Raw genomic sequence first — 21,947 nt, forward strand, 5'->3', positions numbered from 1 at the left:
GGGAGCTAGCCTGCTAGCGATGGCGTCCAGGCAGACAACACACAACCCTGCTCGTACAATGCCCGCTGCCCCGCAGGAGACTTCAATGACACGCGTAGCCACTCCCCGCAAACCCCGCGCCCGCAGCCAGGCGCGAATCGATTCGATCCTCGATGCCGCTCGCACTTTGCTGGCCGCCGAGGGCGTGGCCAGCCTGTCGATCTACAGCGTTGCCGAGCGCGCGGAGATCCCGCCCTCCTCCGTCTACCACTTTTTCGCCAGCGTACCGGCCCTGCTCGAAGCATTGACGGCCGACGTCCACGCCGCCTTCCGCGCCTGCCTGCAAGCACCCATCGACCACGACGCGCTCAGCGGCTGGCGTGACCTGTCGCGTCTGGTGGAACAACGCATGCTCGACATCTACGGCGCGGATGCCGCCGCGCGCCAACTGATCCTGGCCCAGCACGGCCTGACCGAAGTCACCCAGGCCGACCGCCAGCACGACATCGAACTGGGCGACCTGATGCACAAACTGTTCGACCACCATTTCGAACTGCCGACGCTGCCCAATGATGTCGATGTGTTTGCGTTGGCGATGGAACTCGGTGACCGGGTTTACGCGCGCTCGGTGCAGCAGCACGGGCAGATCACGCCGCGCATGGCCGAGGAAGGGATGCGGGTGTTTGATGCGTATCTGGGGTTGTACCTGCCGCCCTACTTACCCAAGCGCGCTGTACCTGGCTGATCTTCATCCGCCACCCTGGCCTCATCGCGAGCAGGCTCGCTCCCACAGTGGATTGGTGTGGCCAATCCAATAACCTGTGGGAGCGAGCCTGCTCGCGAAGGCCGCACCGCCGATCTCACTGACTGTCCACGCCCTTACAACTTGGCGATCGACACCTCGGTGGACTTCACGAACGCGATCACCTCGCTGCCCACAGCCAATTCCAGCTCTTTCACAGAGCGGGTGGTGATCACCGACGTGACGATGCCGGAGGCGGTCTGTACGTCGATTTCCGAGAGCACGTCACCCAGGACGATTTCCTTGATGGAGCCTTTGAACTGGTTGCGTACGTTGATGGCCTTGATAGTCATGATGTTGATTCCTGTCGTTGATGAGGCTTGAGTTATTGAGCCCAACGCAACTGCGTAGGCAAGGGTGAAACGGGCTCCGGCTCCGGCGGTTGGCCGGGCAGTGACAGCACGCGATTAAGGACTTCGGTTTCCAGCGCCGCCAGCCGATGCGAGCCGCGAGCCCGAGGGCGCGGCAGCTCCACAGGCAGGTCGAGGCCGACTTCGCCGTCTTCGATGAGAATCACCCGGTCGGCAATCGCCACGGCTTCGCTGACATCGTGGGTCACCAGCAACACGGTGAAGCCGTGCTGTTGCCAAAGTCGTTCGATCAGTTGCTGCATCTCGATTCGGGTCAGGGCATCCAGCGCGCCCAACGGCTCATCCAGCAACAGCAGGCGCGGTTGATGAATCAGCGCGCGGGCCAGGGCCACCCGCTGCTTCTGCCCACCGGACAACGCGGCCGGCCACTCGCTGGCGCGATCCGCCAGACCGACCGCTTCCAGCGCTTCCAGAGCCTTGGGACGCCAGTTGCCCTTGAGCCCCAGAGCGACGTTGTCGATGATCTTTTTCCACGGCAGCAGCCGCGCTTCCTGGAACATCAGGCGAGTGTCTTCCCGCGCCTCACTGAGCGGCGCAGAACCGGCCAGCAGTTCACCGCCGGTAGGCTGATCGAGACCGGCCAGCAAGCGCAGCAAGGTACTTTTGCCACAGCCGCTGCGACCGACCACGGCAACGAATTGCCCCGCCGGAATATGCAGGTCGATCTCGCGCAACACCTGCCGCGTGCCGAAAGTTTTTTGCAGTTTGCGCACCGCCAGCGGAATCCCGCGCAGCAGGCGTGGAGGTTGTTGAGCGGTCATACGGCACCTCCTTTGACAACCTGGTAGGCCGGATGCCAGCGCAACCACACGCGCTCAAGTCCAAGGGCCGCGAGGTCGGCCAGCTTGCCGAGCACCGCGTACATCAGGATCGCCAGTACCACCACGTCGGTCTGCAAGAACTCCCGGGCATTCATCGCCAGATAGCCGATGCCGGAGCTGGCGGAAATGGTTTCCGCGACGATCAACGTCAGCCACATGAAGCCCAGGGCGAAGCGCACACCCACCAGAATCGAAGGCAGCGCGCCCGGCAAAATCACCTGACGGAACAGGCTGAAACCGGACAAACCGTAGCTGCGTGACATTTCCACCAGCGCCGGGTCGACGTTACGGATGCCGTGATAGGTGTTGAGGTAGATCGGGAACAAGGTGCCCAGCGCCACCAGGAAAATCTTTGCCGACTCGTCGATGCCGAACCACAGGATCACCAATGGAATCAGCGCCAGGTGCGGCACGTTGCGGATCATCTGCACCGAGCTGTCGAGCAGGCGTTCGCCCCATTTCGACAGACCGGTGATGAAGCCCAGGGCCAGGCCGATGCCGCCACCGATGGCGAAGCCCAGCGCGGCACGCCAGCCACTGATCGCCAGGTGCGTCCAGATCTCGCCGCTGCTGACCAGGCTCACACCGGCTTCGATCACCGCGATCGGTGCCGGCAGAATCCGTGTCGACAACCAGCCCGCCGATACCGACAACTGCCACACCGCCAGCAGCAACAATGGCAAGGCCCAGGGCGCGAGGCTGTGGATGATTTTCTTCATGGCGCGCCTCAGCTCTGGGACGCGGCTTTAGGGAGGATGTCGTTGGCGACCATCTCACCAAACGGGCTGACGTAGCCGGCGCTTTTCGGCAGTTCGGGACGTTCGATGTCCAGGTGCGGGAACAGCAGCTCGGCCACGCGATACGACTCTTCCAGGTGTGGATAGCCCGAGAAGATAAAGGTGTCGATGCCCAGGTCCGCGTATTCCTTCACGCGTGCCGCCACGGTCGGTCCATCGCCCACCAGCGCCGTACCGGCACCGCCGCGCACCAGGCCGACACCGGCCCAAAGGTTAGGGCTGACTTCCAGGTTGTCGCGGCTGCCACCGTGCAGCGCGGCCATGCGTTGCTGGCCGACGGAATCGAAGCGCGCAAGGGACGCCTGGGCCCGGGCGATGGTCTCGTCGTCCAGGTGCGAGATCAGGCGGGCCGCCGCTTGCCAGGCCTCGGCGTTGGTTTCACGCACGATGACATGCAGGCGAATACCGAAGCGCACGGTACGGCCGAGCTTCGCCGCCTTGGCCCGCACCTGTTCGATCTTCTCGGCCACCGCGGCCGGTGGTTCGCCCCAGGTCAACACCATTTCGACCTGTTCTGCCGCGAGGTCCTGCGCCGCCTCCGACGATCCACCGAAGTACAGCGCTGGACGCGGTTGCTGGATGGGCGGATAGAGCAATTTGGCGCCCTTTACGCTGATGTGCTGACCGTCGTAATCGACGGTCTCGCCTTCCAGCACGCGGCGCCAGATGCGGGTGAATTCCACCGAAGCCTGGTAGCGTTCTTCGTGACTGAGGAACAGACCGTCACCGGCCAATTCTTCCGGATCACCACCGGTGACCAGGTTGAACAGCGCACGTCCGCCGGACAAGCGATCCAGCGTGGCTGCCTGACGCGCCGCCACCGTCGGGGAAATGATCCCGGGGCGCAGGGCGACAAGAAACTTCAAACGCTGGGTCACCGGAATCAGCGATGCCGCCACCAGCCACGAGTCTTCGCAGGAACGGCCAGTGGGAATCAGCACGCCGCCGAAGCCCAGTCGATCCGCCGCTTGCGCGACTTGTTGCAAGTAACCGTGGTCGACGGCGCGAGCGCCTTCGGCGGTGCCAAGGTAATGGCCGTCGCCGTGGGTCGGCAGGAACCAGAAGATATTGAGGCTCATGGAGTGGTCTCCTTGGGGAATCGAATTTTGCAGGGCGTTGGTTACTGAGCTTTGGCAACGGCAGCTGGTGGCGTCCAGATCACGTCTTTGATGCTCAGCGCCTTCGGAATCAGCTTGAGCTGGTAGAAGCTGTCGGCAATTTTCTGTTGCGCCGCGACCACGTCCGGGGTGAGGAACAGCGCGCCGTAACCCTGGCGTTTCACCGAGGTCAAAGTGATGTCCGCTGGCAGGCCGAGCAGTGGCGACACTTGTTGGGTCACCTCTTGTGGATTGGCCTTGGACCACTCGCCGACGGCGCGCACCTCTTCCACCAGGGTTTTGATCACCTCAGGATTTTTCTGCGCGTAAGGCTTGGTCGCCAGATAGAACTGGTGGTTGTCGACGATGCCTTTGCCATCACGCAGGGTGCGGGCTTGCAATTGCTGTTCGGCGGCCGCCTGGTACGGGTCCCAGATCACCCAAGCATCGACGCTGCCACGTTCGAACGCTGCGCGGGCATCGGCCGGCGGAAGGAATACGGTCTGGATGTCGGTGTATTTGAGGCCGGCATCTTCCAGCGCACGCACCAGCAGGTAGTGCACGTTGGAGCCTTTGTTGAGGACGACTTTCTTGCCCTTGAGTTCGGCCACCGATTTGATCGGCGAGTCCTTCGGCACGAGGATCGCTTCGCTATGAGGCGCTGGTGGTTCGTAGGCGACATAGAGCAAATCTGCACCGGCCGCCTGGGCAAACACCGGAGGGGTTTCGCCGGTCACGCCGAAGTCGATGGAGCCGACGTTCAGGCCTTCAAGCAATTGCGGGCCACCGGGGAATTCAGTCCATTGCACGTCCACGCCTTGGGCGGCGAGGCGTTTTTCCAGGGTGCCTTTGGCTTTGAGCAGCACCAGAGTGCCGTACTTCTGATAGCCGATTCGCAATGTCTCGGCTTGAGCTTGAGTAATGGCGCCGAAGGCTACAGCCGCTGCAAACAGAGCGGCCAGACCACGACGCAAAATGACAGGGCGCATGGCGCTCTCCTTTTTGCAGTTGGGTTTTTGGCTGCACCTGCTTGCCCGTTAGCGGGCGAGTAAGGCCAGTACTTCAATTTGGGGTGTGACTTTGTGCGGCTTAAATACTCCAGCGAGCACTCAACAAACGTTCGTTCAACAGGTTCGGATCGAGCGGCTTGGGCCGTCGCGCCATGGCGCTGAAAAACAGCGCAAGGGATTCATTCAGGCGTTGTTCCAGCTCCGGTGCCAGCTGCGCCAGGGCACTGCCTTCGCCGTAGGCAATCTGGCTGTCGACCGCGAAAATCCCCTGCAGCAGTTCCTGGGCTTTCAACGCCGACAACACTGGCTTGAGCGCGTAATCCACCGCCAGCATGTGAGCGATGCTGCCGCCCGTGGCCATGGGCAAAACCACTTTGTGCGCCAGTGCACGCTCGGGCAGCAGGTCCAGCACGGTTTTCAGTGCACCGGAAAACGAAGCCTTGTACACCGGCGTCGCAATCAGCAGGCCATCGGCGTTTTCAATCTGTTGCAGCAGGTCGACCACCTTGGGGCTGTCGAAACGTGCGTGCAGCAAGTCTTCGGCCGGGAAGTCCCGTATCTGGTAACTCACCACTTCCACGCCCTGCTCTTGCAGCCAACGTTTGGAGCGATCCAGCAGGACCCCGGATCGGGAGCGTTGACTGGGACTGCCACCGAGTGAGACGACCAGCATTCAGACAATTCCTTGATGGGTGCAGACGATTCGCGGTTTGCGATCTCGCTTTGATGGAATGACCTTAACAGGTGATTTATATATCCATAAATCATATTTATTCATTTGGTTATTCCCTATTGAAATATTAAAGATCTGTTCACTGGACGCGCGAGCGCAACCCGCCGAACATCGGCCTCAAGGTTCGAGAAGGCCTTGAGTTGCTGCAAAAAGAGGGAATTTCACGGCGGGATTACGGGGGTGACCCCGCCTTGAAACGCAAAAGCCCCGCCCGGCGTAATGCCGGGCGGGGCTTTTTTTGTCACCTGCGGACGCTGTTACAACAGCGGGATCGAGTAGCTGACGATCAGGCGGTTTTCGTCCTGGGAACGGGTGTTCGGCAGGTCGGTGCGCCACATGGCGTTTTTCCACATCAGGCCGAGGTTCTTCAACGCGCCGGACTGAACAACGTAACCCACGGTCACGTCGCGTTCCCACTCGGAAGCGCCGTTTGCGAGTTGACGACCGGAAGAGTTCACCGTGTCGATGTCGTCGCCGTGCAGGTAAACCACACCCGCCGTCAGGCCAGGTACGCCAACCTTGGCGAAGTCATAAGAGTAGCGAGCTTGCCAGGTTTTCTCGCCGGCACGACCGAACTTCTGGATTTGTGCGTCGGTGATGGTGTAGTTCGACGAACCGTCGCCCTGGTTCAGCCAAGGGAAGTCACTGCTGCCGTTGCTGACTTGGTAACCGCCGCCAAAGGTATGGCCGGCAACGGTGTACAGGAACAGGCCGCTGTACAGGTTGTTGTCGACTTTGCCTTTACCGTTAGGCGCGTTGTAATTACCGGTGGTGTAGTACGACGAATCGTGACCGTTGGCGCCGTCATCTGAGCTGTTGAAATAACGGAAATCGGACTTCAACACGCCCGGGCCGATTGCCCAGTTGTGCACCAGACCCAGGAAGTGCTGCTTGTAGAAGTCTTCCAGGTTGCCGTAGTAGTACTGGGCAGTCAGGTCCTTGGTGAGTTTGTAGTCACCACCGGCATAGATGAACTTGTTGCTGTCGCGCGCGGTTGCGGAACGACCGTTGGCACCCGAGATCGACAGCTGCTGGTTGTTGCTCGAGTTACGACCTTTAACCTGCTCGATCTGACCGCCGACCAGGGTCAGGTCCTTGATGTCGCCGGAAGTGATCTGGCCGCCCTGCCAGGTCTGTGGCAACAGACGACCGTCGTTGGTCACGATGACCGGGTTTTTCGGCTGCAAGGTGCCCAGTTTCAACTCGGTCTGGGAAACCTTGGCCTTGGCGGTCAGGCCCAGGCTGGAGAAGTTATCAACCGCTTCACCGTTGGACTTGGTTGGGAACACAGTGCCCCCGTAGGCATTACCGCTACCACCGTTGGTGCCGCCGCCCGAATCCAGGCGCACGCCCAGCAGGCCGATCGCATCAACACCGAAACCAACGGTGCCCTGGGTGTAACCGGAGATGAAACGCAGATCGAAGCCTTGGCCCCATTCTTCGTTCTTGTTCGGCTCGGCGCTCCCGTCACGGAAGTCCTGGTTGATGTAGAAGTTGCGCAGCCCCAATGTTGCCTTGCTGTCTTCGATGAAACCGGCGGCGCTTGCTTGCTGCGCCAAAACCCCTACGGCCACTGCCAGGGCCAAGGTGGACTTGTTCATTGTTTCGCTCCTATCGTTCTCTAATGCTTGTGTTGCTGGTCCTGGGTCGAATGCCCTGGATCCGCAGACGCGTCGTTCGCGCCTATTTTTTCGGGCGCGCAGCATACCTCTTCATAATCCTGAAAAGAATTACCGAGTTACGTTTAATCGCTTTGGGATATAAGCCACGACAACACAGATTCGGGGTATCGGCACGAACGCCGTTTCCTGAATTGCTTTATCGCGAGGGGTTTTGCAGCTCGATCCGCGGCTTACGGTGCGTGTCGGATGGCCTTACTGTAAGCGCCAGAGAAAAAAGCTAAAAAGAATAAAAAATGATCACGACTAAACATTATGGAATATTGAATCACGGTTAAAAAAAACCTCACCGAGTGATGAGGTTTTTTTGATCGAACCGCTATTACATAAAGCTGTAGGTGTAGTTGAAGATCAGACGGGTCTGGTCTTTGTCGGCAAGGCCAGCTGCGTCGCCACGATAAACGCCATGGCGAACGGTTGCGCCCAAACCTTTGAGCGTACCCTGCTGAATGGTGTAGTCCACGCGCATGTCACGCTCCCACTCGGAGGCGTCGCTGCCGCCTGTTGCGGACTTGATGTTTTCGCCTTTCAAATACGCCACGGACGCTTTCAGACCAGGTACACCCGCAGCGGCGAAGTCGTACGAGTATTGACCAAAGGTAGTGTTCTCACCGGCACGAACGAAGCCGTTGATCATGGCGTCAGTGAAGAGGTAGAAACTGGCGCCACCATTAGCTTCTGGACGACCGTTGCCGTCAACTACGTTGCCTTGGTTCAGGTAAACGAAACCACCATCATCATTGACACGCTGATGACCGAGGAGGAAAGCGTTGCCACCCAGGGTGTAGGTGAACATGGCGCTCCAGGTCTTGTTATCGACCTCGCCCGGGGTCTTGGCGAAACCACCGTTGTTGTTGAAACGATAACCGGCGTCACCGTTCTTGCCGTCAGAGCTGCTGTCAAAATAACGCAGGTCACTCTTGAAGGACTGGTTCGGAGCAATCTGGAAAACGTGCACAAGACCGAGGAAATCCTGTTTGTAGTAATCCTTCAGATTCGAGTGATAGTACTGCAGCATCAAGTCTTTGGTGACTTTCCAGTCCGCACCGGCATACCGGAACTGATTACTGTCTTGAGTACCGCCAGCGACTGCCAGTCCAGTGGAGTTAGACGAGGCGCGACCAGCCGAGTGTTCCAGCTGGCCTACGTTGAAGGTCACATTGTCGATTTCCTTCGAGGTGATAGTCCCACCGTCAAAGGTCTGTGGTAACAGACGGCTGTCGTTCGCTACCAGAATCGGCATGTTTGGCTGCAAAGCGCCGCCCAAGTGAGCCTCAGTCTTAGAAAAGCGGGCTTTGACGTTGGCCGCCGCACGACTCCACTGGTCTACGGCAGAACCGTCGGTGTCGCTAGGGAAGAATGTATTGTTGTTGGCTGGATGATGACCTTTGCCACCGTCCAAATGGATGCCAACCAGTGCCTGGGCATCTATACCGAAGCCTACAGTGCCTTGGGTGAACCCCGACAGGTAATCAAACTTAAGACCTTCTGCGGTCTCACGCTGATCCGAACCGCCTGAGTCACGGTTATCGTCGTTGTAATACATGGTGCGCGAACTAACCGAAGCCTTGCTGTCTTCGATGAAACCGGCGGCGCCTGCCTGCTGCGCCAATACCCCTACGGCCACGGCCAGAGCCAAGGTGGACTTATTCATGGTGAAGCTCCTCTCGATTCTAATTCTTGTATTCCTGGTCTCGGGTCGTTGCCCGAAATCCTAAGATGCGCGATTAGCGCCGGTCGGTGACTCACAAGTCAATCGTAACCATGTGTGTCTACGACCATAGTCTAATCCCCAGTTTTTTGGTCCATGCAGGGTCATGAGCTCGTCATAAACCTGAAAAGAATGGATGGATTCTTTTCTCATACCGTTTAGGAATTTAGCTCGCTGCTATCGGCACCCCGGATTAGAGAGGAGCGCTCATAGCTTAATTCCTAAAAGGTATTGATTTTGTTCTTTTTAGATCGATCAGCCTTTGACATAAATTCGAAACAAAACCTGTCGAAAAAGCCCCCGCCATCACGACCAAGCGCGCACTATCCAAACCATTTGTTACAGTTTGTGTATCGCTGTGAATTTCTTTTACCGCGCGTGAGGACTACCCCCGGATGCACCGTGGCGGCCGGGACGGCGACACGGGAGCGAAGGCCCGAAGTGTTTGAAGGAACAAGGGAAGGTCGAAACAGTGCGGGCGGATTACTCGCCATCTGTCAGCGTAAAATTCGTGCGGGCGAAATGCAGCCGCTGTGGCGAGTGAGCTTGCTCCCTCGCCACAAAAGCATCGCGATTTACAACGCTTTTTCGAAGATCTTCGAATTACGCTGATAGTTGTACAGCGACGCCCGGGCCGATGGCAGGCGGTCGACGCTGCTCGGCACGAAACCACGCTCGCGGAACCAGTGCGCGGTGCGGGTGGTAAGCACGAACAGCGTCTTCAAGCCTTGGGCGCGGGCGCGGGTTTCAATGCGCTCCAACAGCTCATCGCCGCGACCGCCGTGACGATACTCCGGGTTAACCGCCAGGCACGCCAGCTCTCCGGCATCCGAATCGGCAATCTGATACAGCGCCGCGCACGCGATGATCATCCCTTCGCGCTCGACCACGCTGAACTGCTCGATCTCGCGCTCCAGCACCTCGCGGGAACGGCGCACCAGAATACCCTGCTCTTCCAGCGGGCTGATCAGATCCAGCAGTCCACCGACGTCTTCGATGGCCGCTTCGCGCACCACTTCGAACTGCTCTTGCGCGACCAACGTACCGCCACCGTCACGGGTGAAGAGTTCGGTCAGCAACGCGCCGTCTTCGGCATAACTGACGATATGGCTGCGGGCCACGCCGCCACGGCAAGCCTCAGCGGCGGCATCCAGCAGTTCCGCCTGATAATTGCTGCCCAGGCGCTGCAAATGCGCCGGCACCTGCTGTGGACGCAACTCGCGCACCAGGCGCCCGTTCTCATCGATCAAACCCAGGTCGGCACCGAACAGCAGCAGCTTGTCCGCCCCCAGATCGATGGCCGCACGCGTGGCAACGTCTTCACAGGCGAGGTTGAAGATTTCACCGGTCGGCGAATAACCCAGCGGCGACAGCAGCACGATGGAGCGCTCGTCCAGCAGGCGGTTGATGCCTTTGCGGTCAACCCGGCGCACTTCACCGGTGTGGTGATAATCGACACCTTCGAGCACGCCGATCGGCCGCGCGGTTACCAGGTTGCCGCTGGCCACTCGCAGGCGCGAGCCCTGCATCGGCGAGGACGCCATGTCCATGGACAGCCGCGCTTCGATGGCGATGCGCAACTGGCCCACCGCATCGATCACGCACTCCAGCGTCGCGGCATCGGTGATGCGCATGCCATGGTGGTAATGCGGGGTCAGGCCGCGAGCGGCGAGGCGCGTTTCAATTTGCGGACGGGACCCGTGCACCAGCACCAGCCGCACACCCAGGCTGTGCAACAGCACCAGGTCGTGGACGATGTTGCCGAAGTTCGGGTGTTCAACGCCGTCGCCGGGCAGCATGACGACAAAGGTGCAATCGCGGTGAGCGTTGATGTAAGGCGAAGCGTGACGAAGCCAATTGACGTATTCGGGCATGAACCTGGGCCTGTAATAAATAGCAGCCGATAAAAGGGCGAAACGGAAAACGCACAGCGGGCTGATGGTTATCGTCGGAACAGGCTTGGCGACACGCGCGCTCTCCTCATGAATACGGGTTTGAACATCGGCAATTTATACATGAAACCTGTAGGAGCCGGCTTGCTGGCGATGCAAGCGCTGCGGTCTGTCAGATGAACCGCGTCATCCTTCATCGCCAGCAAGCCGGCTCCTACAAGTCGTGTTGGGTTCAGGCCGGTGTCAGGCAGTAATGTTCAATCAACTGTCGTAATAGATGCACCGTAGGCTGCAAACGTGACATTTCGAGGAATTCCCCCGGTTGGTGGGCGCAGGCGATGTCGCCCGGGCCAAGTACCAGTGTTTCGCAGCCAAGGCGCTGAAGATAAGGTGCTTCGGTGCCGAACGCCACTGCTTCGGCGCGATGGCCGGTGAGCTTTTCGGCGATACGAACCAGTTCTGAATCTTCTGCCTGCTCGAACGGCGGTACTTCAGGGAACAGCGGTGCATAGTCGATCTTGACTTGATGCCGCTCGGCAACCGGCTTGAGTCGCTGCAGGATCTCGGCACGCAGGGCCTTGGGGTCCATGCCCGGCAACGGCCGCAGATCGAACTCCAGCGAACACTGCCCACAGATGCGATTGGGATTGTCGCCGCCATGAATGCAGCCGAAATTCATCGTCGGCGTCGGCACGCCGAACTGCATATTGCGGAATTCACGTTGCCACAACAGCCGCAGGCCGCGCAGTTCACCCATGGCATCGTGCATGGCTTCGAGTGCGCTGTGACCCAGGCGCGGATCGGAGGAATGGCCACTTTGCCCGAGGATGTCGATGCGCTCCATCATGATGCCTTTGTGCATGCGGACCGGCTTGAGCCCGGTCGGCTCGCCGATCACGGCGGCACGTCCCAGCGGTCGCCCCGCTGCAGCCAGCGCCCGGGCACCGGACATCGAGCTTTCTTCATCACAGGTGGCAAGGATCAGCAGCGGTTGCTTGAAGGGTTGGTCGAGCAACGGTTTGACCGCTTCGATGGCCAGGGCGAAAAAACCCTTCATGTCGCAACTGCCCAACCCGACCCAACGCCCATCGACCTCGGTCAACTTCAGTGGATCGGTCTGCCACAACGCGCCATCGAACGGCACGGTGTCGCTGTGACCGGCCAGCACCAGACCGCCAGGGCCGGAACCAAAACTGGCCAGCAGATTGAATTTGCCCGGGCTGACCTGCTGGATATCGCAGGCGAAACCCAGGTCACCGAGCCACGCTGCCAGCAGATCGATCACCGGGCGATTGGACTGATCGAGGCTTGCCTGGGTGCAGCTGACGGACGGTGCAGCAATCAGCGCAGCGAATTGATCTTTCATGGACGGCAAAGGCATCGCTGACTCCAACTCCCGAATTGAAGACCATCATAGAACCATCCGGCGACAGGAATAAACCGTCGCGCGGCGGAGCAAGGTCGAGTCCTGTACACTGCACGACCTTGGCAGCCACCTATTCCCCCCGGCTGCGCTCCCGATCCTGGATTTTCCGGCCATGCAGAAAGAAACCGAAATCAAACTCCGCGTCAGCCGCGAAACCCTCGCCGCCCTGCGCGAGCACCCTCTTCTTAAAAAACGCAACAAAAGTGGCTGGGAACGCCGTGAGTTGATGAATCAATACTTCGACACCCCGGAGCGCGATCTGGCCCAGGCCAAAGTTGCCCTGCGCCTGCGCAAGGATGGCGAAGACGTGATCCAGACCCTCAAGACCCGTGGCCAGAGCGTCGCCGGTCTGTCGGTGCGTAACGAATACGACTGGAACCTGCCCAAAGCCAAGCTCGACCTGAAAAAACTCGACGGCGAATGCTGGCCCGAGGCACTGGCCGAACTCGACAAGAAAACCCTGAAACCGATCTTCACCACCGATTTCGTGCGCGAGCGCGCGGAAATCGCCTGGGGTCGCGGCAAGACCAAAGTGGTCATCGAAGCCGCTCTGGACCTGGGCCACGTCGTGGTCGGCAAGCAGAAAGAAGAAATCTGCGAGCTGGAACTGGAACTGCGCGAAGGCGAGCCGGCCGCGCTGCTGGAACTGGCCGCCGAGCTGGCGGAAAAACTGCCGCTGATGCCCTGCGATATCAGCAAGGCCGAGCGCGGTTATCGCCTGTACGACGCCCACAGCTACTCGTTGAGCCTGCCGGCGCCGCAGATCACCGCCGAAACGCCGCTGGACGACGCGTTCGCCGCGCTGAGCTGGCACTTGCTGGGCAGCAGCCAGCGTCTGGCCGAGCAGTATCGCTTCAACGGTCACTGGCGCCTGCTGCAGGACTGGGTCGAAAGCCTGGCGGAACTGCGTGCACTGATCAGCAGCCTTGGTCAAGCCGCACCGCGTCAGTCGACCCACGACCTGCGCGTTGCACTCGATGCCCTGCTGGAGGACTGGCGTCCGCTGGTGCAAGCCGGCCTGGACGATGAAGACGTGCGCAAAGCCGCGCCGGAGCAGTTCCTTGAGGAACTGGAAGACCCGCGTTGGGGCCTGTTCTCCCTGACCACCTCACGCTGGTTGCTGGCCCGCACCTGGACCGCCGAGCGCAACACCCGTGGCAACCGCCAGGGCGCTGCGCAATTGGGTAGCTGGTTGCCACGTTTGCTGGGCGAAGAAGCCACGTCGCTGCAATTGCAGCGTTACCAGCAACAGCCGGAAGATCTGGCGGAACAGTTGCCGCGCATCGAGCGCATCCAGGTCTGGCTGCACCATGCGCGCAATGTGCTGGAAGTTCCGGAAATGGATCGTCTGTACGGTGAGTTGAACAAACTGGCGCAACTGGCCAACGAACCGACGATCACTGACGAGCTGCTCGATGCGCGCAAGCAGCAGGCGATTGCGGTCTATCAGAACCGTGCCTGGAAAATGCTTCTGCGCCTGTAATACCGCCATCGCCAGCAGGCTGGCTCCCACATTGGTTTTGTGTTCGCCACAAATCCCCTGTGGGAGCCAGCCCTGCTGGCGATGGGGCCGCAGAATTAGCGCATAACTTCAGACGGGCAAACTGGTGGTCGACTTGATCTCCGACAACGCCACAACCGAATTCACCTCCTGAATCCCCGGCACCAGCGACAGCTTCTCGAAAAAGAAGCGCTCATAGGCCTCGATGTCCGCCGCGACAATCCGCAGCATGAAGTCCACCGCCCCCATCAGCACATAACACTCCAGCACCTCGGGAAACCCGCGAATCGCTTCGGTAAATTCGGTGAAGTTCGAACGCCCGTGGGCGTTGAGTTTCACCTGGGCGAATATCTGCGTATTCAGGCCGATTTTCTTGCGGTCGAGCAACGTCACCTGCCCGCGAATGACCCCCTCCTCCTTCATTCGCTGAATCCGCCGCCAGCACGGCGACTGCGACAGCCCGACCTGTTCGGCGATCTGCGCACTGGAGAGCGAAGCGTCTTCCTGCAGCAACGCGAGAATCTTACGGTCGTAGCTATCCAGCTCGCTCTGCATAAAAAAACCTTTAAGTGGTGGTTTTGTGGATTACTCGATTCGGCAACCCTTGAATACGCCCAATCATAGATAAGAAAAACCCCTCACCGAATGTAAAAATTTCTCCACTCAGCCTGGAGACCGATCATGCCGCATCTGGAAGCCGTAACCACCTCGCCCACCCGCGCCGACGTCTGGAATGCCGGCAATACCCAGTGTCGTGTGCAATACCAATTGCTGGCCGAAGCCGAGCCGGACGTGCTGTGCCGCGCGCTCAACCTGTTCGCCCTGCAATTTCTCACGCCGGACCAGGTAAACGTGCAGCGCCAGGACGACCTCCTGGCCATCGAAATCGTCATGGACGGGTTGAGCTGGCACCGGGCCCAGGTGATTGCGCAAAAACTTCGCAACCTGATCAGCGTGTGCTCGGTAGCGCTGCAAACCGCCGATTCGGCCTGGGTTGAAGCGGCTCAGGCGGCTGGCTGAAAAGACTGGATACGGCTTCGTCGGGTAGTGGCCCAACGGTCCGTAAGGCGGCGGCTATCCTTTGCGGACTGTTGTTAAAAAGGAGCCCGCATGTCCGTTCAATTTGTCACTCAGGACCGCTGGCTGGATCTCAACGATGTGCTGCGTGAGCTGGTGGCCCAAGGGTTTATTAACCAGGACGCGGCCGAGCAGGCGCTCAATGCCCGTCGTCGTCATGCTGCCCACGGTCAGATGCACCCGTTAGAGTTCATTGCCAGCCAGCAGCTGGACGACCTCAGCCGCCCGGGCAAACACCTCGATCTGGAAAATCTGACCCTGTGGCTGTCCCAGCAGGCCGGCCAGCCTTACCTGCGCATCGACCCGTTGAAAATCAACGTCGCGGCCGTGACGCCGCTGATGTCCTACGCCTTCGCCCAGCGCCACAAGATCCTCGCGGTGTCCATCGACCGCGACGCCGTGACCGTCGCCAGCGCCCAGCCTTACGTCAACGGCTGGGAAGCCGACCTGACCCACGTACTGAAGCTGCCAATCAAGCGTGTGGTGGCCAACCCGGTGGATATCCAGCGCTTCAGCGTGGAGTTCTTTCGCCTGGCCAAGTCGGTCACCGGCGCGAACAACGCCGACCAGCAGGTCAACACCCTGGGCAACTTCGAGCAGCTGCTCAACCTCGGCGCCAGCGATCAGGAGCCGGACGCAAACGACGCGCACATCGTCAACATCGTCGACTGGCTGTTCCAGTACGCCTTCCAGCAGCGCGCCAGCGATATCCACATCGAGCCCCGGCGCGAGCAGGGCACGGTGCGTTTTCGCATCGATGGCGTGTTGCACAACGTCTACCAATTCCCACCGCAAGTGACCATGGCCATCGTCAGCCGCTTGAAAAGCCTGGGCCGCATGAACGTTGCAGAGAAGCGTAAACCTCAGGATGGCCGGGTGAAAACCAAGACCCCGGACGGCGGTGAAGTGGAACTGCGGCTATCGACGCTGCCAACGGCCTTTGGCGAAAAAATGGTCATGCGGATCTTCGACCCCGAAGTACTGCTGAAGGATTTTGACCAACTGGGTTTCTCTGCCGACGACCTGCGGCGCTGGCAGGACATGACCCGCCAGCCCAACGGCATCATTCTGGTCACCGGCCCGACCGGTTCGGGCAAGACCACCACGCTCTACACCACGCTGAAAAAGCTGGCGACGCCGGAGGTCAACCTCTGCACCATCGAAGACCCGATCGAAATGGTCGAGCCGGCGTTCAATCAGATGCAGGTCCAGCACAACATCGACCTGACATTCGCCGCCGGCGTGCGCGCATTGATGCGGCAAGACCCGGACATCATCATGATCGGCGAGATCCGTGACCTGGAAACCGCCGAAATGGCAATCCAGGCCGCCCTCACCGGGCACTTGGTGCTGTCGACGCTACACACCAACGATGCGCCCAGCGCCATCAGTCGCCTGCTGGAACTCGGCGTGCCACATTACCTGATTAAAGCCACAGTGCTCGGCGTCATGGCCCAACGCCTGGTGCGCACCTTGTGCCCGCACTGCAAGGCGCCACAGGCCTTGAATGAAGAGGACTGGCAAACCCTGACCCGGCCCTGGCAAGCACCACTGCCGACCAACGCGCAACGCGCCATCGGTTGCCTGGAATGCCGCGACACCGGTTATCACGGACGGGCGGGCGTCTACGAAATCATGCAGCTCACTGACGGCATCAAAACCCTGATCAACGCGGACACCGACTTGCTGGCGGTGCGGCGCCAGGCGTTCAAGGAAGGGATGCGCAGCCTGCGATTGTCCGGGGCGCAAAAGGTGGCCGCCGGGTTGACCACCGTCGAAGAAGTCTTGCGCGTGACGCCGCAGAGCGAGCAAAAGTAGCGGGGCGGTGAAGGAACTCGATTGGGGAAATGGTAATCCAACGCCGTAGTTAAAACCCCTGTGGAGTCACCCCTATGCGTTTCAAACTTGCTGTCGCCACTATGGCCTTGTTGTCCCTGCCAGTTGGTTCGGCGATGGCTGATACCTTTTGGCGTAACGTCATTTCGTCCGGTGCGACCACCGGTTCGACCTACCTGACCTTCAAGGATCACAAGCTGATCGTTGCGGCCCAGGACGACGCCGGCAGCTTCGTTGCCAGCGACGGCGGCATCCGCGGCCCGTATCTGGAAGCGGCCATGCAGAAAGTCCGCGCCGACAATCCGGGCCTGCAGGCTACGGATATGGAACTGGCGAACGCGATTCTGGCGAAGAATGCCGTGGCTGGCGAATAAGCCCGGTTGCTGAACATAAAATGCCGCTCATAGAGCGGCATTTTTTTGCCTGAAGATCCGGCACGAATGACCGGCTTACTGAAGCCCCATGTGGGAGCGAGCCTGCTCGCGAAGACGGCATCAGCTTCAACCTCTATGACGACAGACGTACCGCCATCGCGAGCGGGCTCGCTCCCACAGGGGTTTAATGTGCACCGGTGTTTCAGCGGTACTCATCCAGCGGCACACACGCACAAAACAGATTCCGGTCCCCGTAGACGTTATCCACGCGGTTCACCACCGGCCAATATTTGTGGGCCTTGGTATGCGCATCCGGTGTCACCGCTTGTTCGATGCTGTAGGGACGCTCCCAGATCCCGGTGATATCGGCCAGTGTGTGCGGTGCACGTTTCAAGGGGTTGTCCTCGGCCGGCCAGTTGCCATTTTGCACTTCGGTAATCTCTGCGCGGATGCTCAGCATGGCCCCGATGAACCGGTCCAGTTCCGCCTTCGATTCACTTTCCGTAGGCTCGACCATCAACGTCCCCGGCACCGGGAACGACATGGTCGGAGCATGGAAGCCATAGTCCATCAGGCGCTTGGCCACATCCTCTTCAGTGATTCCGGTCAGCGCTTTTAATGGTCGAAGATCAAGAATGCACTCATGGGCCACCCGCTCGTTACGCCCGGTGTAGAGCACCGGGAACGCGCCGGACAAATGCTGCGCCAGGTAATTGGCCGCCAGGATCGCCACTTCACTGGCGTCCGCCAGTTGCGGCCCCATCATGGCGACGTACATCCAGCTGATCGGCAGGATACTGGCGCTGCCCCAGGGCGCCGCGCTGACGGCGCCGTTCTGCGCCAATGGCCCGTTGATCGGCACCACCGGGTGGTTGGCCACGAACGGCGCCAGATGCGCGCGCACGCCAATCGGTCCCATGCCCGGCCCACCGCCACCGTGGGGAATGCAGAAGGTTTTATGCAGGTTCATGTGGGACACGTCGGCGCCGATGTCCGCCGGGCGCGCCAGTCCGACCTGGGCATTGAGATTGGCGCCATCCATGTACACCTGACCGCCATGTTGGTGGATCACCTCGCAAATTTCGCTGATGCCTTCCTCGTAAACGCCATGGGTCGAAGGATAAGTCGCCATCAGGCAGGCCAGTTTTTCCCCCGCCTGCGCAGCCTTTTCCTTCAAGTCATCCAGATCGACGTTACCGGCGTCATCGCATTCAACGATCACCACGCGCATTCCGGCCATCTGCGCTGACGCCGGGTTGGTGCCATGGGCCGATGACGGGATCAGGCAGATATCCCGCCCACCCTGCTGGCGGCTCTCGTGGTATTTGCGGATCGCCAGCAACCCGGCGTATTCGCCCTGGGCACCGGAGTTGGGTTGCATGCAGATCGCATCAAAACCGGTGATCGCGCAGAGCCAGCGCTCCAGCTCTTCAATCATCAACGAATAGCCGACGGCCTGTTCCTTCGGCGCGAACGGGTGCAGATTGGCGAACTGCGGCCAGGTGATCGGGATCATCTCGCTGGTAGCGTTGAGCTTCATGGTGCACGAGCCCAGCGGGATCATCGATTGATTGAGTGCCAGATCCTTGTTTTCCAGTTGCTTGAGGTAGCGCAACATCTCGGTTTCGCTGTGATGGGCGCTGAACACCGGATGACGCAGATACGGCGTGGTGCGCGCCAGACTGGCGGGAATGCCGCAAGCCAGCGTTTGCCCGTCAAGTTCGTCGACGATGAGCCCATGATCGGCACCCAGGAACACATCGAACAGTTTTGCCACAGTGGATTCGTCACAGCTTTCGTCGAGGCTCAAGCCCAATCGTCCACGCCCCAGGATGCGCAGATTGATTTTCGCGGCCACCGCACTTTCAATGATCGCCGTCTGGGTGCCCCCGACTTCCAGCGTGAGGGTGTCGAAGAACTGCTGGTTCAGGCGCTTGATGCCCTTGCGCTCAAGTCCCTCGGCGAGGATGCAGGTCAGCCGGTGCACACGCTGGGCAATGCGCTTGAGCCCCTCCGGCCCGTGGTACACCGCGTAGAAACTGGCAATGTTGGCCAGCAACACCTGGGCCGTGCAGATATTGGAGTTGGCCTTCTCGCGACGAATATGTTGTTCGCGGGTTTGCAGGGCCATGCGCAAGGCGACATTGCCTCGGGCATCTTTCGACACGCCGATGATCCGCCCGGGAATCGCCCGCTTGTATTCGTCCCGACTGGCAAAAAACGCTGCGTGCGGACCGCCATAACCCATCGGCACACCGAAACGCTGGGAAGAACCGAACACCACGTCAGCGCCGAGTTCTCCCGGCGGGGTCAGCAACAGCAGGCTCAGCAAATCCGTGGCGACACACGCCAGTGCCTGTTGAGCATGCAGATGGCCGATCAACGGACGCAGGTCGCGGATCTCGCCGTGGGTGTCGGGATATTGCAGCAGCGCACCGAACACCTGGTGCTGCTTCAAGTTATCCACCGCATCGATGATCAACTCGAAACCGAAGCCTTCGGCGCGGGTCTGCACCACGGAAATGGTTTGTGGATGGCAGTTTTCATCGACGAAGAACAAATTGCTTTTCGATTTGGCAACGCGCTTGGCCAGGGCCATCGCTTCCGCCGCGGCGGTCGCTTCGTCCAGCAGTGAGGCGTTGGCCAGTTCCAGCCCCGTGAGGTCGATGGTCAATTGCTGGAAATTCAATAACGCTTCGAGCCGACCCTGGGCGATCTCCGGTTGATAAGGCGTGTAAGCGGTGTACCAGCCGGGATTTTCCAGCACGTTGCGCAAGATGACGGCCGGCGTGAGGGTGCCGTGATAGCCCATGCCAATCAGGCTGGTCCAGACCTGATTCTGCTCGGCATAGCCGCGCAGCTTGGCCAGCGCCGCTTCTTCGTCCAGTGCCGGTGGCAGATCGAGCGGCCGGTTCAGGCGAATTCCCGGCGGTACGGTCTGTTCGATCAGTTCGACCCGACTGCCAAGACCGAGGCTGTCGAGCATCGCTTGTTGCTCGGCGGCATCCGGCCCGAGGTGACGGCGGAGAAAGGCATTGGGGTCGCGTAACTGGCTCAGGGACGGCAACTGGGACATGACGGGCTCTCTCTTGACTGGCGCTCAGCGTCGATGCAACACGGTCAAACCAGCATAGCAGTCGATGCACACTTCCCCCTGTGGGGGCGAGCCTGCTCGCGATTGCGCCATTTCTGCCAATAGAGATGTTGAATGCGAAGCCCTCATCGCGAGCAGGCTCGCTCCCACAATGGATCTTGCGCGCAAATAACAAAGCCCCGACAAGTCGGGGCTTTGGGGATGACGCTTGAAGGCTTATTCGCCGATGGCGGCCTTGTAAGCGGCTGCGTCGAGCAGCTTGTCCAACTCGGCTTTGTCGCTTGGCTTGATCTTGAAGATCCACGCGCCGTACGGGTCGGAGTTGAGCAGCTCTGGAGAAGCACTCAGGTCTTCGTTGATCGCAATCACTTCACCGCTGATCGGAGCGTAGATATCGGAAGCAGCCTTGACCGATTCCACCACACCGGATTGATCACCGGCGGCGAAGGTTTTTCCGACTTCGGTCAGCTCGACAAACACCACATCACCCAGCGCTTCCTGCGCGTGATCGCTAATGCCCACGGTGACGGTGCCATCGGCTTCCAGACGTGCCCATTCGTGACTTTCGGCAAAACGCAGGTCGGCAGGGATATCGCTCATGTTCTGTGTCCTCAAGATGTTATTAGCGGACAAAGTCCGCCGGAAAAGGTTAGATCAAGGTTTTGCCATGGCGTACGAAGGTCGGTTTGACCACTCGGACCGGGTACCACTTGCCACGGATTTCCACTTCTGCGCGGTCGGCAGTTGCCATCGGCACGCGCGCCAGTGCAATCGACTTGCTAAGCGTAGGAGAGAAACTACCACTGGTGATCTCCCCTTCGCCAACATCAGCGATGCGGACCACTTGATGAGCGCGCAAAACACCGCGTTCCTCAAGGACCAGCCCCACCAGTTTGTGCTGTACACCGCCGGCCTTCTCGGCTTCGAGCGCCTTGCGCCCGATGAACTGGCGCGAGGCCGGCTCCCAGGCAATGCTCCAGGCCATGTTGGAGGCCAGCGGGGAAACGTCCTGATTGATGTCTTGCCCGTAGAGGTTCATCCCGGCCTCGACCCTTAGCGTATCGCGCGCACCGAGACCGATCGGGGAAATACCCGCGCCTACCAGATCGTTGAAAAAGCCCGGTGCCTGATCGGCCGGCAAGATGATTTCCAGGCCGTCCTCACCGGTATAACCGGTGCGCGCAATGAACCAGTCACCGTCGGGCTGGCCTTCAAAAGGCTTGAGAAGCTGAATCAGGTTGCCGCGGGACTGGTTCACCAGTTCGGCAATCTTGTGCCGGGCGTGAGGCCCCTGAATGGCCAACATTGCCAGTTCGGCCCGTTCGTTGAGCTGCACCTCGAAACCGTCGAGATGGGCCTGCATCCACGCCATATCCTGATAGCGAGTGGACGCGTTGACCACCAGGCGATAACCCTCATCGAGGCGGTAGACGATCATGTCGTCAACGATGCCGCCACGCTCATTGAGCATGGTGCTGTACAACGCACGGCCAGAACTGTGCAGGCGTTCGACATCGTTGGCCAACAAGTGCTGCAGCCAGGCCTTGGCCTGGGGGCCGCCGACATCGATCACGGTCATGTGGGATACATCGAAGACACCGCAATCGCGGCGCACCTGATGGTGTTCCTCGACCTGCGATCCGTAATGCAGAGGCATATCCCAACCGCCAAAATCGACCATCTTCGCGCCAAGGGCGAGGTGAAGGTCATACAGAGGCGTACGCTGTCCCATGGGTTTCTCCTTCCG

Annotated in this window: 19 protein-coding genes; 5 read left to right on the top strand and 14 right to left on the bottom strand. The window is 60.0% G+C overall.

Annotation, left to right across the window (positions count from 1 at the left end):
* The first annotated feature begins 85 nt into the window (after positions 1–85).
* Positions 86–724, top strand: coding sequence for a TetR/AcrR family transcriptional regulator (locus BVK86_RS10570; RefSeq protein ID WP_075946388.1), 639 nt, complete (start codon positions 86–88; stop codon positions 722–724).
* A 134-nt stretch (positions 725–858) separates the two neighbouring features.
* Here the strand turns inward: BVK86_RS10570 and BVK86_RS10575 are convergent, their stop codons facing one another.
* The 10 genes from BVK86_RS10575 to argE form a co-directional block, all read right to left on the bottom strand.
* On the bottom strand, positions 859–1,074 hold the full coding sequence (locus BVK86_RS10575) for a TOBE domain-containing protein (protein WP_007967989.1): 216 nt from the start codon (positions 1,072–1,074) through the stop codon (positions 859–861).
* Between the two features lie 32 nt (positions 1,075–1,106).
* The gene (gene ssuB / locus BVK86_RS10580; RefSeq protein ID WP_075946389.1) at positions 1,107–1,913 is read right to left on the bottom strand and encodes an aliphatic sulfonates ABC transporter ATP-binding protein; all 807 of its coding nucleotides are present in this window, start codon (positions 1,911–1,913) and stop codon (positions 1,107–1,109) included.
* The gene (gene ssuC / locus BVK86_RS10585; RefSeq protein WP_075946390.1) at positions 1,910–2,692 is read right to left on the bottom strand and encodes an aliphatic sulfonate ABC transporter permease SsuC; all 783 of its coding nucleotides are present in this window, start codon (positions 2,690–2,692) and stop codon (positions 1,910–1,912) included. The genes ssuB and ssuC overlap by 4 nt, the downstream gene beginning before the upstream one ends.
* Before the next feature lie 8 nt (positions 2,693–2,700).
* Positions 2,701–3,849 carry an FMNH2-dependent alkanesulfonate monooxygenase gene (gene ssuD / locus BVK86_RS10590; RefSeq protein WP_075946391.1) on the bottom strand — a complete coding sequence of 383 codons (1,149 nt, stop codon included), beginning with the start codon at positions 3,847–3,849 and terminating at the stop codon, positions 2,701–2,703.
* Positions 3,850–3,890: 41 nt separating this feature from the next.
* Positions 3,891–4,856, bottom strand: a complete 966-nt coding sequence (locus BVK86_RS10595) for a sulfonate ABC transporter substrate-binding protein (protein ID WP_075946392.1) — start codon at positions 4,854–4,856, stop codon at positions 3,891–3,893.
* A 100-nt stretch (positions 4,857–4,956) separates the two neighbouring features.
* Positions 4,957–5,550 carry an NADPH-dependent FMN reductase gene (gene ssuE, locus BVK86_RS10600; protein ID WP_075946393.1) on the bottom strand — a complete coding sequence of 198 codons (594 nt, stop codon included), beginning with the start codon at positions 5,548–5,550 and terminating at the stop codon, positions 4,957–4,959.
* A gap of 317 nt (positions 5,551–5,867) precedes the next feature.
* Positions 5,868–7,211 carry an OprD family porin gene (locus tag BVK86_RS10605; RefSeq protein ID WP_075946394.1) on the bottom strand — a complete coding sequence of 448 codons (1,344 nt, stop codon included), beginning with the start codon at positions 7,209–7,211 and terminating at the stop codon, positions 5,868–5,870.
* Between the two features lie 400 nt (positions 7,212–7,611).
* Complete coding sequence (locus BVK86_RS10610; RefSeq protein WP_075946395.1) at positions 7,612–8,943, bottom strand: OprD family outer membrane porin; 1,332 nt, start codon at positions 8,941–8,943, stop codon at positions 7,612–7,614.
* Positions 8,944–9,575: 632 nt separating this feature from the next.
* A complete protein-coding gene (argA, locus tag BVK86_RS10615; protein ID WP_075946396.1) occupies positions 9,576–10,874 on the bottom strand; it encodes an amino-acid N-acetyltransferase in 1,299 nt (432 codons plus the stop codon).
* A gap of 250 nt (positions 10,875–11,124) precedes the next feature.
* The gene (gene argE / locus BVK86_RS10620; RefSeq protein ID WP_075946397.1) at positions 11,125–12,273 is read right to left on the bottom strand and encodes an acetylornithine deacetylase; all 1,149 of its coding nucleotides are present in this window, start codon (positions 12,271–12,273) and stop codon (positions 11,125–11,127) included.
* Between the two features lie 157 nt (positions 12,274–12,430).
* Between argE and BVK86_RS10625 the strand changes: the two genes are divergently transcribed.
* Positions 12,431–13,801, top strand: a complete 1,371-nt coding sequence (locus BVK86_RS10625) for a CYTH domain-containing protein (protein ID WP_075946398.1) — start codon at positions 12,431–12,433, stop codon at positions 13,799–13,801.
* Positions 13,802–13,909: 108 nt separating this feature from the next.
* Here the strand turns inward: BVK86_RS10625 and BVK86_RS10630 are convergent, their stop codons facing one another.
* Positions 13,910–14,374, bottom strand: coding sequence for an Lrp/AsnC family transcriptional regulator (locus tag BVK86_RS10630; protein ID WP_075946399.1), 465 nt, complete (start codon positions 14,372–14,374; stop codon positions 13,910–13,912).
* Between the two features lie 126 nt (positions 14,375–14,500).
* On the opposite strand from BVK86_RS10630, the gene BVK86_RS10635 reads away from it, so the two are divergent.
* From BVK86_RS10635 to BVK86_RS10645, 3 genes are all read left to right on the top strand, one after another.
* Positions 14,501–14,839 (top strand): hypothetical protein, encoded by a 339-nt coding sequence (locus BVK86_RS10635; RefSeq protein WP_075946400.1) that lies wholly within the window; start codon positions 14,501–14,503, stop codon positions 14,837–14,839.
* 90 nt (positions 14,840–14,929) lie between these two features.
* Complete coding sequence (gene tfpB / locus BVK86_RS10640) at positions 14,930–16,714, top strand: type IV pilus assembly ATPase TfpB (protein ID WP_075946401.1); 1,785 nt, start codon at positions 14,930–14,932, stop codon at positions 16,712–16,714.
* Positions 16,715–16,788: 74 nt separating this feature from the next.
* Positions 16,789–17,106 carry a DUF2388 domain-containing protein gene (locus BVK86_RS10645; RefSeq protein WP_075946402.1) on the top strand — a complete coding sequence of 106 codons (318 nt, stop codon included), beginning with the start codon at positions 16,789–16,791 and terminating at the stop codon, positions 17,104–17,106.
* A 202-nt stretch (positions 17,107–17,308) separates the two neighbouring features.
* On the opposite strand, the gene gcvP is transcribed toward BVK86_RS10645, so the two are convergent.
* The 3 genes from gcvP to gcvT all read right to left on the bottom strand — a co-directional run bounded on the left by gcvP (position 17,309) and on the right by gcvT (position 21,932).
* Positions 17,309–20,182 (bottom strand): aminomethyl-transferring glycine dehydrogenase, encoded by a 2,874-nt coding sequence (gcvP, locus tag BVK86_RS10650; protein WP_075946403.1) that lies wholly within the window; start codon positions 20,180–20,182, stop codon positions 17,309–17,311.
* 234 nt (positions 20,183–20,416) lie between these two features.
* Positions 20,417–20,800, bottom strand: coding sequence for a glycine cleavage system protein GcvH (gcvH, locus tag BVK86_RS10655; RefSeq protein ID WP_075946404.1), 384 nt, complete (start codon positions 20,798–20,800; stop codon positions 20,417–20,419).
* A 49-nt stretch (positions 20,801–20,849) separates the two neighbouring features.
* Positions 20,850–21,932, bottom strand: coding sequence for a glycine cleavage system aminomethyltransferase GcvT (gcvT, locus tag BVK86_RS10660; RefSeq protein WP_075946405.1), 1,083 nt, complete (start codon positions 21,930–21,932; stop codon positions 20,850–20,852).
* Positions 21,933–21,947: the final 15 nt, after the last annotated feature.

This window comes from Pseudomonas reinekei, from assembly GCF_001945365.1.
Taxonomy (GTDB): domain Bacteria; phylum Pseudomonadota; class Gammaproteobacteria; order Pseudomonadales; family Pseudomonadaceae; genus Aquipseudomonas; species Aquipseudomonas reinekei.